The organism is Ohessyouella blattaphilus, assembly GCF_024721265.1.
Classification (GTDB): Bacteria; Bacillota; Clostridia; order Lachnospirales; family Lachnospiraceae; genus Aequitasia; species Aequitasia blattaphilus_A.
Map to the genome: position 1 here is coordinate 70,363 of NZ_JAMXOC010000007.1, position 16,582 is coordinate 86,944.

Below are 16,582 nucleotides of genomic sequence, written 5' to 3' on the forward strand. Positions count from 1 at the left end.
TCTACGTATTCTTACATTCTCTCTGGCGCTTCAAAGCCTAAGAGATCGATACACTCTTCCAAAACTTTAAGAGTCAGTTGCAATAACGCTAAGTAGCTTTCCTTCTTTACCTCATCTTCTTCCCCAAGGATTTTCGTCTCGTGGTAGAACTTATTAAAGGCATTGGCGACGTCGTAAACAAAAGCACAGAGCTTGTGAGGAGCCCGTTCGGCAAAGGTGGTTTCCACCACTTCATTGTATTTGGCCACTTCTAACATTAGGGCTTTGCCGCTTGCATTATCCGTAATTGCAATCTGGCCACTTGAAAGGGTGCCGCCTGTTTCCTGGTACTTTTTCAAAATAGATTTTATTCGTACCATCGTATATAGGATATACGGTCCGGTATTTCCTTCAAAGGAAATGAAGCGCTCAATATCAAAGACGTAATCCTTAGCCGCTTGATTCGATAAATCGCCGTATTTAAGAGCGGCTAAACCGACGATTTTTGCAGTATCTTTCGCTTCCTTTTCATCGGTCTCCCGGTTTTCCATTATCTTTTGATAAACTTCTTCTTCAATCTCCGTAATCAAGCTCTCTAGACGCATAACCCCGCCATCTCGTGTCTTGAAGGGCTTGCCATCTTTTCCATTCATGGTTCCAAATCCAAGAAACGATAATTGACACGTCTCCGGTATCAGTCCCGTCTTCTTAGCCGTCCGAAACACCTGCAGAAAATGCATATCTTGACGCTTATCCGCCAAATACGTCATAGCATCTGGGTGAAAGTCTGCTTCCCTTTGAACAATTGTCGCTAGATCCGTCGTTGAATAAAGGGCAGCGCCGTCGGATTTAAGAATGATACAAGGCGGAACCTCTTTCTTATCCTCTGGCTCCGTCACATCAACCACTAAGGCTCCGTCATCCTCTTTGGCAAAACCATCTTTCTTAAGCTTCTCCACCATATCAGGAATGTACTTCTGAGCATCAGACTCACCCATCCAAAGATCGAAGGTCACATTTAGGTTCCCGTAGTTCTTCTTTAAATCGGCTACAGATACCGCCATAATCTGCTTCCACAGAGCTGTGTAACCAGGATTGCCATTTTGCAGCAAATACGTAGCGTGTAGAGCAGCTTCTCGGTAAGTTTCATCCGCCTTCGCCTTATTGCTTGCCGTTGGATAGATCTCTTCTAACTCCGAAATAGTAAAGGGCGCATCGGCAGGATATTCGCCGGTAAAATTCTCATCAAAATAAGGCAGGTTCGGTTGACGCTCTTTTACTTCGGTGATAATTAGCCCCATCTGGTAGCCCCAGTCGCCTAGATGAATGTCGCCATATACCTTGTGTCCCATTTTTCGCGCTGTCCTTTTAAGGCTCTCGCCGATAATCGCCGAGCGCAGGTGGCCGATATGAAGAGGCTTAGCCACATTCGGGCCGCCATAATCTACGATAATCGTCTGAGGCACCTTGGCTGTTTCTAGACCAAGGTTTGCATCTGCTTGCATCTTACTTAGATAATCGCTAACAAACTGGTCGCTGACGATAATGTTGATAAACCCTGGGGGCACTGCTTGAACTGACGTAAATATCTCGCTTTTATCTAGCTTTTCCAGAACTTCATTAGCAATGACAATGGGTGCCTTCTTATAAAGCTTCGCTCCTGCCATCGAACCATTACACTGAAATTCACACAAATCCGGACGGTTAGACAGGGTAACCTTTCCTAGCTTTTCGTCATAGCCACAAGCGGCAAAGGCGCTAGCAAACCTTTTATCTAAAATTTCTATTAAATTCTCCATCATTAATCCTCCAAAACTCTTGTCATTTCCCTATTTTAGCACATTTCCAAACATCTGAGCAAGAAGAACCCATCAGTTGCATTAATTATGGCAATATGGTAATTTTATTGTAATAAATACAGTTCTTGGAAGGAGTACTTATTATGAATGTGAAAGCGCTCTACTCTTTATCTTACGGTGTGTATGTAATCTCCACCTTGGACGACAAGCGTCCTACCGGTTGTACAGCTAACTCAGCGATGCAGGTTACCTCTACTCCCGCTACTATCGCTATCTCCATCAATCACGATAACTATACCAATCAATGCATTGAAAAAACTGGCAAATTCGCCATTAATATCCTCGGCGAAAATGTGGACCCGAAGATTATTGGAACCTTTGGTTTTCGTTCAGGAAAAGATGTTGATAAATTTGATTTCTGGGCTTTTGATGTTAAAGATTCTCTGCCTGTACTCAAAGATTCTTGTGGCTATATTATCTGTAACGTCATCGACAAGATGGAATCTGCCACTCACACCGTCTTCCTCGGTGAAGTGAGCGACTGTGACGTAATGAAAGACGACACCCCGATGACCTACGCCTACTATCACAATGTAATCAAGGGTAAGAGCCCTAAAAATGCTCCTACATACAACCCTGATGCTGAAACTAAAGAGAAGGAGGATACAAAGATGACAGAAAAATGGGTTTGCTCAGTCTGTGGTTATATCTACGATGGCGACACTCCTTTTGAAGAGTTGCCAGAAGACTACAAATGTCCTGTCTGTGGACAACCAAAAGACAAATTTGTAAAAAAGGAAGTGTAAATATCTTCGAGGAAAACGGTGAGGCTAAGTGCTTCACCGTTTTTCAATGTAACAGAAAGCCCTTCGAATTTTCCTTATCTCCTCATAATTCCACAGTTGACATTTTTCCCAAAATAGTATATTGTATTATTATCGTAATACAATATGTGAATGTGAGGTGATTACATGCCTTGGGACTTAGATGAAAATCGTCCGATCTACTTGCAACTGATGGAGCGAATCGAACAAGATATCGTGTCTGGCAAATATAACCCTGGTGACAAGCTACCTTCTGTCCGTGATTTGGCACTTGAAGCTGGCGTAAACCCTAATACTATGCAAAAAGCCATGTCGGAACTTGAGCGAGATGGGCTAATTCATGCGAAGAGAACGAGTGGACGCTTTATTACCGAGGATGAGAACATGATTAAAGAATTGAAAAGGGAATTGGCGCAGGAACACATCCGCGCTTTTATCGAAAACATGCGGCAACTAGGATTTGACATAAACGAAATCCCTGAACTGATTACCGATGCTGCAAAGGGAGGACAAAGCAATGAATGAGCTACTGAAAATCGAAGGCTTAACAAAACGCTATTCTGGCAATCTTTTCGCCTTAAACGACTTGCATCTTACGCTTAACGGCGGCGAAATCGTCGGTCTACTTGGACCTAACGGTAGCGGTAAGACCACCTTAATCAAACTGGTTAACGACTGCCTCTACCCCACCGCTGGAACCATTCTCGTAAATGGTAACCCGCTAGGTCCTGAGAGCAAGGAGGACATTGCTTATCTACCAGATTGCACTTTTTTAAACGAAAGTATGCGCGTAAATAATTTATTGAATTACTATCAGGATTTTTACAATAACTTTGATAAGGATAAGGCCTGGAACATGTTAAGAGACTTGGGCATTAATCAGAACGCCCGAATGAAGACCTTATCAAAAGGTACAAAAGAAAAGGTACAACTGGTTTTGACCATGAGCCGAAACGCTAAGCTCTATATTCTCGATGAGCCTATCGGCGGTGTGGATCCTGCAGCTAGAGATTACATTTTACGGACCATCTTAAGCAATTACAGCGAAGATGCAACCGTCCTAATCTCCACTCATCTGATTGCGGATATCGAAAATGTGCTCGACCGCGTGCTATTCTTAAAACAAGGTCAACTAGTCCTTAACTCAACGGTGGATGAAATTCGTAGCGAAAAAGGAAAATCTGTTGATGCATTATTTAGGGAGGTGTTTCAATGTTAGGCAAACAATTTAAATACGACATGAGATCCCTCTCGCGGATTCTCCTAATCGTCCATGCCTTCGTCGTCGTGATGGCGATTATTGGAAGCTTCTTCAGCAACAATTCGGCTTTGTTCCAAAGCAAAGAGAGTAATATGTGGATTATCCTTTTCTTCCTCTTTTACGTAATCTTTATCTCGGTGGCCGCTTTTTCCACTCAGCTAATCATCGCTGTTGACTTCTATAAAAGTATGTTTTCGAATCAAGGGTATCTCACAAGAACGCTACCGCTAAAACACAGCACCACCTTTTTATCAAAGGTTCTCAGCGGGTCTTTGTGGTGCTTTATCGATCTTATACTAATATTTTTATCCATTATGTTTGTTTTTTTCTCACCGGCAATGCTAAGTGAAATGAGCGTTACCTATCAAGAACTGACTGACAGTTTTCAAAAGGAGCTCGGCTACTCTTTAACCACCTTCATCATTTTTATAGGTATCTACTCTACCATCGGCGTTATCTCTGGCGTTCTGATGATTTATCTTTCAATCGCCGTTGGTCAGCTCTTTACGAGCCACAAGATTTTAGGAAGCGTTGCGGTGTATTTCGGAATAACGACACTCACCTCGCTCCTTAGTTCAGGATTGATGATTCCTACCGGGATGTTCTCGGTAACAAGTAACGTCCCCTCAATAGACTATCGCTTTTTGATTAATTCAACAGGTATCTTCTTAGTCATGTATTCGGTTGTTACCGGTGTCGTCTCCTATATCTTAAGCCTCTACTTAATAAAAAAGAAAACCGACTTATAAAATAATGCCCCTAGCTTTTGTATTATGAAAAGCCAGGGGCATTACTGTATCATTTTTTAAAACACCACTTGAACTAAGAACATATAGCAGATTGTACCGGCACCGATACTTAAAAGATTGTTTCTCTTCCATAAATGTAGCAGCGCCGTAAGGGCCACCGCAATCAGCTCGGGCACACCGTGACTACCACTAAAAACTTGGGTACCTCGCAAGCAATAGACAACGAGCATGCCGATAATCGCTGGGGTTAGCACCTTTCCTAAATACTGAATAATCTTAGGAATCTCTTTTCCTTTAGGAAAAAGCAAAAAAGGAATCACTCTTGTGGCAAACGTGGTTAAGGCAACCAACAAAATAATAATCAATGAACGGGTAATACTTATTGGCATGTCTTAGTCACCTCCTCATGATTAAGCTTCTTCTTTCCCAGCAGGAGTATAAGAATAATTAGCACCATCGACGGAAAGACAAACTGGTTGCCGCCAAAGACCTGCAAGCAGATAAAGCCAGCCACAATTCCCACAAGTGCGGGAATCTGTCGTTCCTTAACTAAAAGCTGCTCTACTAAAATCACAACAAAAAGCGCAGTCATCGCAAAATCTATTCCCTCTGAATTAAAAGGGAGAAAGGTTCCTGCTAAACTCCCAATCACTGAGCCGATAACCCAGTATAGTTGATTCATTACTGCAATGGCAAATAGAAAATCATCCTGATTCACATCGTCCGGGATCTTCGTTGTACACAGCAAAGAATACGTCTCGTCTGTTAGAGAAAAAATCATATAAAACCGCCGCTTGCCCATACGGTTAAACTCACTAAGCAGCGATACCCCGTAAAAGATATGGCGCACGTTTACCATCAAGGTTAGGAGCACCACCTGAACCAAAGAATATCCCGGCACAAAGAAATTAACTGCAAGATACTGTCCAGATCCCGCATATACCAGAAGGCTCATTAACGCTGCCCATAAAAAATTATAGCCCTTTTCCGCAAACATTACCCCAAAGGCGATACCGATAAACAGATAACCTGCTAGAACCGGTATCGTATAGGGAAACGCTTTTTTGATCACCCTTTTTCTGTCTGACATGTTCTCTTCCTCATTCCCAATTAACTATAATAACGCAAAATGGAATTCCGCTTGCGGAATTCCACGTCTTCTTAACACATCTGGGCGGATTCGAACCGCCGCTCCCGCCTCCGGAGGGCGGTGCTCTATCCCCTGAGCTACAGATGTAAGCCTAACAGAAGTATTATAGACTCTCCACCCCCACCCTGTCAATGATATTTTATTACAGTTCTGCCATGCAGAACCATGTATACTTCATCCGTGGGAGCTCGCTCACTAAGGAGGAAGGATGCTTGGTTCTATTGGGCGGAGCCCATAAAGCGAGACGTAGCCGTTTTTATGGCGAGCTCGAGCTGCATGGCAGAACTGAAACTGCCTACCTGCCATGCAGAAGTGCGTACACTCCATCTGCGGGAGCTTGCTCACAAAAGATGAAGTGTACGTGCTTCTATAGGGCGGAGCCCATAAAGCGAGACGTAGCCGTTTTTATGGCGAAGTCGAGCTGCATGGCAGAACTGTAACCCTCTTACATCTGCAAGGCTTGTAAACTACGAGAGTAGAAATAAGCGTGATCGCTTAGAATATCCTCTGGATCTAGCTGAGTCGCATTCACCTCTTTTACCATGTTACTCAGCTCCTCTTCGGTCACCGCCTTCTCCTTAGGCACAATAATCACCTCATGAATCGAACTGGGTAGTAGATAATAATCGTCATTCAAGTGCTCTGCTACCATTTTCAAACACTCAGGATAGAGAATAACTGAGGCTCCGTAGCTACGACTGGTATTGCTGAGCACGTACATCACCTCTTCTTCCACCTCTTCGCGAACACCACACATCTGAAATAGTACTTCGCTCATCCCCAGAAACTCTAAAGGCATCCGTTCCCTCGCACAAGTAAGCGCATCTTCTCTTAAGGTTTCCTTGTCGATTTGCCACTCTTCTAGCTGAGAGTTGCTTACAAGTACCGTTCCCGTCTTTCCTTTTTTCGCATGTACCACAACTGAGAAAATCAGCACCAGATCAAGATATTCAAAGTACGGCATACTCTTTAATATTTCCTTATTTAACTCCTTATTCACCAGCTTAACAAGCAAATGCTTTCGCGCTTGTTGATAATCCTTTAATAGCTCCATTTTGGCGATGTCTAGATGTTTTTGTTCCTCGTAGTTTGTGACTAGGGTCGTCACGATACTCTCGATTTCCTCGCCGTTTTGATAATCTTCATAAAATTCCTCAAGATAAAAAATCGGCGATATATTGCTTTCTTTGTCACTAATAAGCAAGCCAGTTTTCCGCTGATTGTTGTTCTTTTCCACCTCCTTTAGAAGGACGTCTTGGTTCTGTAGGCGTTCCTGTAGGTCACCTTGTACCTGAATAATAAAAGTTTCAAACTTCATTAATCTCCTTTCTATTTAGTTTTCTCATGGAAATAGTCGGCAGAGATTGCCTAGATTTGAATAGAATAAATGGTATTTAAATTATAAAAAAGTCTCACACAAAGTGCAAGACTTTTCTGAAAACTCTCTTATGCTCTTGATAAATACTCACTGGTACGTGTGTCGATTTTCAGCATATCGCCTTCTTCAACAAAAAGTGGTACCATTACCTGAGCTCCCGTTTCAACGATAGCTGGCTTAGTCGCTCCTTGAGCGGTGTCACCTTTGAATCCTGGTTCCGTCTCTATAACCTTAAGCTCTACGGTAATTGGTGGCTCGATTGAGAATACTTTTCCTTGGTAAGAAGCCACTTTCACATTTTCGTTTTCTTTAACGAACTTAAGCGCATCGCCAACGCTCTCAGCATCTACAGCAATCTGCTCGTAGTTCTCTGTATCCATAAAGTGGAATAAATCACCATCTGCATACAGATACTGCATATCTTTTCTCTCAATATGAGCTGTTTCGAATTTTTCTGACGGTCTAAACGTCTTCTCCACAGCACCACCATTCATAATATCTTTAAGCTTCGTTCTAACAAACGCCGCACCTTTTCCCGGTTTTACGTGTTGAAAATCAAGAATCTGATAGACTGTTCCCTCAATATTTACAGTTAATCCATTCTTAAAATCTCCTGCTGATACCATCTTTATTTCCTCCTTATATTAGCGAGCATACGCCCACTTCCATCAATTTATTGTATAATAGTTCCCCTAACTTTTCAACCTTTTTATCGCGTCCCCGTGCTTCCCGTAGGAACGTAGCACAATTTTCTCTAAATAGCGCTTTAAAACGATTTGAATTTCTTCCTTAGGGTGAATCGGCTTAACGAGAATATTTCTAATTCCCGCCCGTTTAGCGCCCCACACGTCGGTAAAAAGCTGATCGCCTACAAAAATTGTGTCCGCGCGGTCCGTTTCCATTAGGCTCATCGCTTTTTCATAATTCTTGATGCTAGGCTTATGGGCGTCGTAGATTGCGAAGACGCCAATGTCTTGATTAAACTTCTCCACTCGCGGCTGTTGGTTATTGGAAAGTAAGCAAGCCTTAATCTCCAAGCTGTGTAATCGCCGAAAAAGCTCCTTCGCTCTTTCATCTGCGGGGAAACCGTGAGGAACTAGCGTATTATCGATATCGAAAATAACCCCTTTTATCCCCTCTTCCTTTAATTTATCAAAATCAATTTCGTAGGTAGAATCCAAATATTCATCTGGATAAAACGCCTTAAACATGGTTTTCTTTTTCCTTTACTTTTGTAATTACCTCTTCGCTAATCATCGATACAGTCTTTCGATTGATACTCACTTCAATATCAGCTAGCTCTTTGTAAATCGGCTCTCTCTTGCTATACATCGCCCTTAAATGGGCCTTTGTCTTCTTCCCCTTTAATAGGGGACGGCGATCATTCAAGGCTACTCGGCGATAAATCGTATTGATTGTCGCCGTAAGCAAAACCACAATGCCAGAATCTTTCATCAGCTTTCGATTCTCTTCCTTTAAAATCATCCCGCCGCCACAAGAGATAATCAAATCCGTCTGTTGACTAATTTCCCTAAGTAGCTCCGACTCTAATTTCCGAAAGTAGAGCTCACCCTTTTCGGTAAAAATTTCATGAATCGCTTTTCCTTGCCGCTTTTCTAGCTCCCGGTCCGTATCGATAATCTTTTTCTTTAAGATTCGGGATACTCGGTAGGATATTGTGGATTTGCCTACTCCCATAAACCCGATAAAATAAATATTCTTCACTACTCATCTCCCCCTCGCTTAAGCGCTGCCTGGATGTCTTCTTTAAGCCTTACAAATGCTGCCTCATCTTCTACAAAGTACTTAGGACAGTTCTTTCCGGTAACGTCGTAGTGGCGAATCACCTCTTCCGGCGTTAACTCGAACTTAAGGCAGAGCCAAGCACATAACTGGACTAGCGAGTCATAGGTCGCTTGGCTTGGTTTGCCGCTTTCGTCTTGGTGACACATCTCGATGGATACGCTATCGATATTGCGGTCATTAGAAGCATAGGCCACTTCCCAAGTAGGGACACACTGGACGATTTCGCCTTCAATTCCCACGACAAAATTACTACTTACGCTAGTCGCACCACTGTCCTTTAACCCCTGAAAATAATTACGGTTATCCATGGCGCTTGAGCCAGGGTTCGCCGTGTAGTGAATCACAATGTTGCGTATTTTGTTCGTTTCGATACCCGGCCTAGAATAGGGATTCACATCTAAGAGGGCGACCTCAATCTCCGGTTTTGTCGCATCTACTTCCGGACTTTCGATTTCCTGATACTTTCCGTCTCCCTTTACACAGCGAAACAAGATTAACACCAGCAAAAGCGCTAGCAAGACAAAGAAGCAGATCCTCGCCAGGAAAATCTGCCTTTGCCTCTTACTAACTACTTTGCGCTTTGACGCCATAAAAACTCCCTACTTACTGATAAATTTATACGTGGTCATCGTTTGATACTCTTCACTAGCTTTGGTGATTGGCGAAACGAATTCTTCCTTATTAATTGCATCTGGGAAAAACTGGGTTTCAAAGCATACGCCTTGACGCTTCTTATAAACGGCCCCGTCTCGCCCTAGTTCTGTGGTTATAAAATTCCCTGTATAGAGCTGCATACCTGGAAGATCCGTATAAACTTCCATTTTTATGCCCGTCTTCTCCGATTCAAGAGATCCTACCAAGCGATATCCACTTCCATTTAGCACCCAGTTATGGTCATAACCACCCGCTATTTTAAGCGGTTCATAATCAGCCTCAATCTCTTTCCCGATTCTTTTAGCTGTGCGAAAATCCATCGGCGTATCGGTAACGGAACGCACCTCGCCGGTAGGAATCAAGGTTTCGTCACTTGGCGTAAACGCATCTGCATCGATAAAGACCTTTTGATCTAGCACATCCCCGGCGTTATGACCGTCCAAATTAAAGAAGCTGTGATTGGTCATATTAAGCAAAGTATCGGCTGTAGGGACGGCCCGGTAATCAATTTTTATTTCATTGTCCGCCGTGAGTTCATAGTTAATAGTAATGTCCACTGCCCCTGGGTAGCCCTGATCTCCATCTGGGCTATGTAGAGCAAACGTAACCTTCTTATCATCTGCGGCTACCGTCTTCCACATCCGCTTATTCATAAACTCAGGACCGCTATGAAGATTGTTCCCGTTATCATTATCCACTAGCTGGTACTCTTTGCCATTTAAGGTGAATTTTGCTTTGCCAATCCGGTTCGCCACGCGACCCACAACGGCCCCAAAGAAGCCACCACCCTTTTCGTAATCACTGATATGATCGTAACCAAGGGTTACATCCACCGGCGTTCCCTCTTTATCCGGGAAAAGAATCTGTACTAAGGTAGCACCAAAATCGCTAAGGGTAACTACCATACCATTGTCATTTTTTAACGTATATATATTTCCCATACTGTTCTCCTATAGCGCTCCTACGAAGCGCATAAACGCTGCTAAGCCTTCTGCATCTGCTTTATACACACCGGCATCTTCTAACACCTTAGTAAAGGTAATACCGATTTGCTCTTCGAGAATACTCATTGCATTTTCTTTCGTAAATTTCGGAACCGACGTAGCAAAATCCGCCACCCACGCCGCATGCTTAGCTAAAAGATCATTGGCCATCAATTCCTCTGCGGTTCGCCCGGCCACTAGCGCTTCGGCTAAGGCTTCCATCTCGTCTTTTAAACGCGCTGGTAAGACCGCTAAGCCCATCACTTCGATTAAGCCAATATTCTCTTTCTTAATATTGTGACGCTGGGCATGAGGATGATAAACACCTAAAGGGTGTTCCTCCGTAGTAATATTATTTCTAAGGACCAAATCCAGTTCAAAAGCACCACCAGCGAACCGGGCAATTGGCGTAATGGTATTGTGCCTTTCCCCAGCGGTCTTGGCATAAATAAAGGCCGCCTCGTCGGTGTACTCTACCCAGGTCTTAAGCACATGGTCCGCCAAATCAATCAAACGCTGCTCATCTGTGCTACGAATCCTGAGAACTGACATAGGCCAGTCAAGAATCCCTGCTTCTACGTCCTCATACCCAGGAATCGTTACCCTTTCCTTAAGAGACGCTTTCGCCATCGGAAAGACGTAAGCCCCGCCTTGAAAGTGATCGTGACTGAGAATAGAGCCCCCCACAATCGGTAAATCGGCATTTGATCCCAAAATATAGTGAGGAAAGAGCTTCACAAAATCAAAGAGCTTCACAAATGTCGCCCGCTCGATCTTCATCGGGGTGTGTTTCTGATTAAAGACGATACAGTGTTCATTATAATACACATAGGGAGAGTATTGAAATCCCCAAGGACTATTATTAATCGTAATCGGGATAATACGGTGATTTTCCCTAGCTGGATGATTGGTTCGTCCGGCATACCCTTCGTTTTCCACGCAAAGCAGACATTTCGGATAGCTAGAAGCCTTGGCATTTTTGGCGGCAGCAATGGCTTTTGGATCCTTCTCTGGCTTTGACAGATTAATGGTAATATCAATCTTGCCGTAGCGAGAGTCTACCTGCCACTTTCGGTCTTTGGCTATACGATACCGTCTGATATAATCCGTATCCTGACTCAACTTATAATAGTAATCGGTCGCCGCTTTTGGCGACTGGGCATATTTTTCCCAAAATTCTTTTTGTACCTGAGAAGGTCTTGGCACAAGGGCATTCATCAGCTTCGTATCAAAGAGATCCCGGTACACGATACTATCTTCGATAATGCCTCTTTCTACTGCCACATCCAGGAGATTCCCCAGTATTTCTTCTAGGGAAAGTTGCTCCTTATCTATCTCGGTATCTTCATAATTATCTTCGCCGAACATCTCTAACAGTAAGTTCGTTGCGTAAACCCGTTCACACTCTGGCATTAACCCTGTCTGTACTCCATACGCCACTAAGCGTTTAATATTTTCATACAACATAAGTCTTCGCCCCTTATAACTTCTTCGCGCCGTCGCCACTATCAACTACATAGAACTCGGCTTCGATACCTATTTGCTCCTGATAGCCCTTGCCGACCACTTCTTTAAACTCATCGACTGCTTCATTCTTCACTATACTGACGGTACAGCCGCCAAAGCCGCCACCGGTAATCCGCGAACCGTATACCCCTGAAACGCTTGTGGCAAGGTCTACTAACGCGTCAACTTCACCGCATGACACTTCGTAGTCATCTCGAAGAGAAACGTGAGACTGATTCATCAACTCACCAAATTCTGCGATATCACCTTTCTTTAAAGCCGCTACTGCCTGGATTGTCCGTTGATTCTCATAAACGGCATGCTTCGCCCGGCGCTGCATCACTAAATCTTTAATCTCATCCTTATGCTCTTCAAACTCGGCGATTGACAAGTCACCAAGAGTCATAATATCCATATTCTTTTGCAAGATGCGCAGAGCCGCTTCACACTGCTCACGGCGCTGGTTGTAAGCGGAATCAACTAAGGAGTGCTTTACCTTGGAGTTGGTGATAACAATCTTCGCATCTGGCATATCGATAGGTGCATACTCGTACTCTAACGTATTGGTATCAAGGAAGATAGCATTGTCCTTTTTCCCCATAGCAGAGGCAAATTGATCCATAATCCCCGAATTAACACCGTTGTAGTTATTCTCTGAATACTGACCGAAAAGGGCAATATCCACCATCGTCACCTCATCAAACCCATTCATATCTTTGATAATCAGACCTGTTAATACCTCAAGAGCGGCTGATGAAGAAAGACCGGAGCCATTAGGAATATCTCCACAAATCAAAAGATCCATGCCCTTTTCAATTTTGTAACCGCGGCGCGCAAATGTCCAGAACATCCCCTTTGGATAGTTTGTCCAACCGGCTGCGTCACTAGGCACTAAATCATCAAGGCTTGTCTCCACAATTCCTAGATCCGTAAGGTTAGCCGAGTAGAGGCGCAATTTGTTGTCTTCTCGCTTTCTAGCAATTCCAAAAATCCCTAAAGTTAACGCGCAGGGAAATACGTGGCCACCATTATAATCTGTGTGCTCCCCAATTAAATTCACTCTCCCCGGTGCAAAGTAGGTACGAATATCTCCACCTTCACCAAATTTTTCTTCAAATTGTTGCAATAATACATTCTTATCCATAGGAGCCTCCTCGTTAAAATATTCTCGACTTCTATAATACAATCTTTCCCTGTTTTCGTCTACATATAAATAGGAAAGGCGAAAGGAAATTCCTTTCGCCTAGATACCGTTTTAGTCCACCATATAGTTTGGCGCTTCTTTTGTAATTTGAATATCGTGAGGATGACTTTCTTTAAGCGAAGCGGAAGAAATTTTTACAAACTCCGCCTTTTCTTTCAGATCCTCAATCGTTGGGGTTCCACAATATCCCATACCGGAACGAATACCACCTAGTAGCTGGAAGACAGTATCCTCTACGGACCCTTTGTAGGCCACTCGACCTTCTACACCTTCAGGAACCAATTTCTTGGCATCCGCTTGGAAGTAGCGATCGGCGCTACCTTTTTCCATTGCGGCAATCGATCCCATGCCGCGGTATACTTTATACTTACGTCCTTGATACAATTCAAATTCTCCGGGGCTTTCATCACAACCAGCGAACATGCTACCCATCATACATACATTTGCACCTGCCGCGATTGCTTTCGTCATATCACCTGAATACTTAATTCCACCATCGGCAATAATCGGAACACCGTACTTTTTGGCCACTTCATAGCTATCCATAATAGCCGTGATTTGGGGAACGCCGATACCAGCTACCACTCGCGTGGTACAGATAGAACCAGGTCCAATCCCTACCTTTACACAGTCTACACCAGCTTTAATTAACGCTTCCGTGCCCGCTCCGGTGGCTACATTTCCCGCAATAACCTGAAGTTCCGGGAACTTCTCCTTCACCATTCTGACGGTGTTAAGCACATTGTCGGAATGCCCGTGAGCCGAATCCATAACTACCACGTCCACTTTCGCTTTGGCAAGTTCACTAACCCGGTCAAGCACATTGGCGGTGATACCCACAGCCGCCCCGCAGAGCAAGCGACCTTGATCATCTTTTGCAGAAAGCGGATACTTGATTTGTTTCTCGATATCCTTAATCGTAATCAAACCTTTTAAATGGAAGTTCTCATCGACAATTGGCAATTTCTCTTTTCTAGCCTTAGCGAGAATCTTCTTCGCTTCTTCTAGGGTTATACCTTCCTTGGCGGTAATCAAGCCTTCACTAGTCATCGACTCTTTAATCTTCTTGGTAAAGTCTTCTTCAAACTTAAGATCGCGGTTCGTAATGATACCAACCAACTTCTTGCCTTCGGTAATCGGTACTCCAGAGATCCGAAACTTCGCCATCAAATCATTGGCATCCGCTAGGGTATGCTCTGGTGACAAATAGAAAGGATCGGTAATAACACCATTCTCTGAACGCTTAACCTTATCTACTTCATCTGCTTGTTGCTCGATACTCATATTTTTATGGATGATGCCGATTCCCCCCTGGCGCGCCATCGCAATCGCCATTCGGTGTTCCGTAACTGTGTCCATTCCGGCACTCATCATCGGAATATTTAATCTAATCTTCTTCGTTAAATTAGTCGATAAATCCACTTGATTTGGTATAACCTGTGAATGAGCTGGTACTAATAAGACATCATCAAAAGTAATACCTTCACCAATAATTTTACCCATTTTTTAACCCCACTTTCTACGTTTAATTAACCGCTATAATATCAAATTTCATCAAGAGTTGTCAATAGAGTATACACCCATTTTCCCCAGATGGCAAAAAAAGAGCAAGTTGAATAAACAACTTGCTCTTTTAGAGCTTTCCTGCTACATCATTCCCATACCGCCGCCGGCTGGAGGCATAACTGGAGCATCTTCTTTAATGTCAGCAACTACTGCTTCCGTAGTCAACATGGTAGAAGCTACACTAGTAGCGTTTTGTAGAGCACTTCTCGTTACCTTAGAAGGATCGAGAATTCCTGATTTTACCATGTCTACGTATTCTTCTGTCAAGGCGTTAAAGCCAATGCCTACTTTCGACTCAGCTACCTTATTGATAATAACTTCGCCTTTTAGTCCGGCATTTGAAGCGATGTGGTAAAGTGGCGATTCTAACGCTTTTAGTACTACTTTCGCACCGGTCTTTTCATCACCCTCCAATTTCTTAAGAAGCTTAGTAACTTCTTTCGCTGCATGGATATAAGCAGAACCACCACCAGCGATAATTCCCTCTTCAACTGCCGCTCTAGCAGCGTTAAGAGCATCTTCCATTCGTAGCTTCGCTTCTTTCATCTCTGTCTCTGTAGCTGCACCTACACGGATTACGGCTACACCACCTGCTAATTTAGCAAGGCGTTCTTGAAGTTTTTCTCTATCGAAATCAGAAGTTGTTTCTTCGATTTGTCCTTTAATCTGCGCTACACGATCAGCGATTTCTTTCGTATCACCAGCACCATCAACGATTACGGTGTTTTCTTTTTGAACTTTTACGGATTTTGCTCTACCTAGCATATCTAAAGTAGTTTCCTTTAAGTCCATTCCCAGTTCTTCGGAAATCACTTGACCTCCTGTTAAAGTCGCAATATCTTGAAGCATTTCTTTTCTTCTGTCGCCATAACCTGGAGCCTTAACAGCAACTACATTGAAAGTTCCTCTTAACTTGTTAACGATAAGAGTGGTTAAAGCTTCGCCTTCGATATCTTCGGCAATAATGAGAAGTCTTGCACCTGCTTGCACAATCTGCTCAAGAACTGGTAATACTTCCTGAATATTAGAAAGCTTCTTGTCGGTGATTAAGATATATGGCTCGTCTAAGTTAGCCTCCATCTTATCCATGTCTGTAGCCATGTAGGCACTTACGTAACCGCGATCAAATTGCATACCTTCTACTAAGTCAAGTTCTGTCAACATCGTCTTTGACTCTTCAATCGTAATGACGCCATCTTTACTAACCTTTTCCATAGCATCTGATACCATTTGACCAACCGTCTCATCGCCAGCAGAAATCGCTGCTACTTTGGCAATGCTGTCTCTATCTTTGACTTCGCTAGACATCTTTTGGATCGCTTCAATAGCCACATCTGTGGCTTTTTTCATACCCTTTCTTAGGATAATTGGATTGGCACCTGCTGCTAGATTCTTCATGCCTTCGTGAACCATTGCTTGGGCAAGAACGGTAGCTGTCGTCGTACCGTCACCAGCCACATCGTTCGTCTTTGAGGCTACTTCTTTGATTAATTGAGCGCCCATGTTTTCGAACGCATCTTCAAGTTCAATCTCTTTCGCGATGGTTACACCATCATTAGTAATTAGGGGCGCACCGAAAGATTTATCTAAAACGACGTTTCTTCCTTTTGGTCCAAGGGTAACCCGTACGGTATTTGCTAATTTATTCACCCCTTCTTCAAGGGCGGCTCTGGCTTCTGCCGAATATTTAATTTCTTTTGCCATGATTATTTACCTCCATTTA

Annotated in this window: 17 protein-coding genes and 1 tRNA gene; 4 read left to right on the forward strand and 14 right to left on the reverse strand. The window is 43.4% G+C overall.

Features of this window, described 5'->3' with window-relative positions; genetic code table 11:
* Window positions 1-11: 11 nt before the first annotated feature.
* A complete protein-coding gene (gene argS, locus NHH16_RS06620; RefSeq protein WP_262068800.1) occupies window positions 12-1,778 on the reverse strand; it encodes an arginine--tRNA ligase in 1,767 nt (588 codons plus the stop codon).
* A gap of 143 nt (window positions 1,779-1,921) precedes the next feature.
* Between argS and NHH16_RS06625 the strand changes: the two genes are divergently transcribed.
* From NHH16_RS06625 to NHH16_RS06640, 4 genes are all read left to right on the forward strand, one after another.
* Entirely contained in the window at window positions 1,922-2,584 is a 663-nt protein-coding gene (locus NHH16_RS06625; protein WP_262068801.1) for a flavin reductase, read from the forward strand.
* A 165-nt stretch (window positions 2,585-2,749) separates the two neighbouring features.
* Entirely contained in the window at window positions 2,750-3,127 is a 378-nt protein-coding gene (locus NHH16_RS06630) for a GntR family transcriptional regulator (protein ID WP_262068802.1), read from the forward strand.
* Entirely contained in the window at window positions 3,120-3,821 is a 702-nt protein-coding gene (locus tag NHH16_RS06635; protein WP_262068803.1) for an ABC transporter ATP-binding protein, read from the forward strand. The genes NHH16_RS06630 and NHH16_RS06635 overlap by 8 nt, the downstream gene beginning before the upstream one ends.
* Window positions 3,815-4,612, forward strand: coding sequence for a hypothetical protein (locus tag NHH16_RS06640; RefSeq protein WP_262068804.1), 798 nt, complete (start codon window positions 3,815-3,817; stop codon window positions 4,610-4,612). The genes NHH16_RS06635 and NHH16_RS06640 overlap by 7 nt, the downstream gene beginning before the upstream one ends.
* 56 nt (window positions 4,613-4,668) lie before the next feature.
* Here the strand turns inward: NHH16_RS06640 and NHH16_RS06645 are convergent, their stop codons facing one another.
* From NHH16_RS06645 to groL, 13 genes are all read right to left on the reverse strand, one after another.
* Window positions 4,669-5,001, reverse strand: a complete 333-nt coding sequence (locus NHH16_RS06645; protein WP_262068805.1) for a branched-chain amino acid transporter permease — start codon at window positions 4,999-5,001, stop codon at window positions 4,669-4,671.
* Entirely contained in the window at window positions 4,992-5,702 is a 711-nt protein-coding gene (locus NHH16_RS06650; RefSeq protein ID WP_262068806.1) for an AzlC family ABC transporter permease, read from the reverse strand. Before NHH16_RS06650 ends, NHH16_RS06645 begins: the two co-directional genes overlap by 10 nt.
* Window positions 5,703-5,777: 75 nt before the next feature.
* Window positions 5,778-5,849: transfer RNA gene (locus NHH16_RS06655), tRNA-Arg, on the reverse strand.
* A 358-nt stretch (window positions 5,850-6,207) separates the two neighbouring features.
* The gene (locus NHH16_RS06660) at window positions 6,208-7,080 is read right to left on the reverse strand and encodes a DUF5688 family protein (RefSeq protein WP_262068807.1); all 873 of its coding nucleotides are present in this window, start codon (window positions 7,078-7,080) and stop codon (window positions 6,208-6,210) included.
* Window positions 7,081-7,208: 128 nt separating this feature from the next.
* Window positions 7,209-7,766, reverse strand: a complete 558-nt coding sequence (efp, locus tag NHH16_RS06665) for an elongation factor P (protein WP_262068808.1) — start codon at window positions 7,764-7,766, stop codon at window positions 7,209-7,211.
* A gap of 66 nt (window positions 7,767-7,832) precedes the next feature.
* On the reverse strand, window positions 7,833-8,351 hold the full coding sequence (locus NHH16_RS06670) for a YqeG family HAD IIIA-type phosphatase (RefSeq protein WP_262068809.1): 519 nt from the start codon (window positions 8,349-8,351) through the stop codon (window positions 7,833-7,835).
* The gene (locus NHH16_RS06675; RefSeq protein ID WP_262068810.1) at window positions 8,344-8,865 is read right to left on the reverse strand and encodes a shikimate kinase; all 522 of its coding nucleotides are present in this window, start codon (window positions 8,863-8,865) and stop codon (window positions 8,344-8,346) included. Before NHH16_RS06675 ends, NHH16_RS06670 begins: the two co-directional genes overlap by 8 nt.
* Entirely contained in the window at window positions 8,865-9,536 is a 672-nt protein-coding gene (locus NHH16_RS06680) for a peptidoglycan recognition protein family protein (RefSeq protein WP_262068811.1), read from the reverse strand. The genes NHH16_RS06675 and NHH16_RS06680 overlap by 1 nt, the downstream gene beginning before the upstream one ends.
* Window positions 9,537-9,545: 9 nt before the next feature.
* Window positions 9,546-10,541 carry an aldose epimerase family protein gene (locus NHH16_RS06685; RefSeq protein ID WP_262068812.1) on the reverse strand — a complete coding sequence of 332 codons (996 nt, stop codon included), beginning with the start codon at window positions 10,539-10,541 and terminating at the stop codon, window positions 9,546-9,548.
* Between the two features lie 9 nt (window positions 10,542-10,550).
* Window positions 10,551-12,050: a UDP-glucose--hexose-1-phosphate uridylyltransferase gene (gene galT / locus NHH16_RS06690; protein WP_262068813.1), complete on the reverse strand. Its 1,500-nt coding sequence runs from the start codon at window positions 12,048-12,050 to the stop codon at window positions 10,551-10,553.
* Between the two features lie 13 nt (window positions 12,051-12,063).
* Entirely contained in the window at window positions 12,064-13,233 is a 1,170-nt protein-coding gene (locus NHH16_RS06695; RefSeq protein WP_262068814.1) for a galactokinase, read from the reverse strand.
* Between the two features lie 111 nt (window positions 13,234-13,344).
* A complete protein-coding gene (gene guaB, locus NHH16_RS06700) occupies window positions 13,345-14,796 on the reverse strand; it encodes an IMP dehydrogenase (RefSeq protein WP_262068815.1) in 1,452 nt (483 codons plus the stop codon).
* A 144-nt stretch (window positions 14,797-14,940) separates the two neighbouring features.
* Window positions 14,941-16,563, reverse strand: a complete 1,623-nt coding sequence (gene groL, locus NHH16_RS06705) for a chaperonin GroEL (RefSeq protein WP_262068816.1) — start codon at window positions 16,561-16,563, stop codon at window positions 14,941-14,943.
* Window positions 16,564-16,582 lie beyond the last annotated feature (19 nt).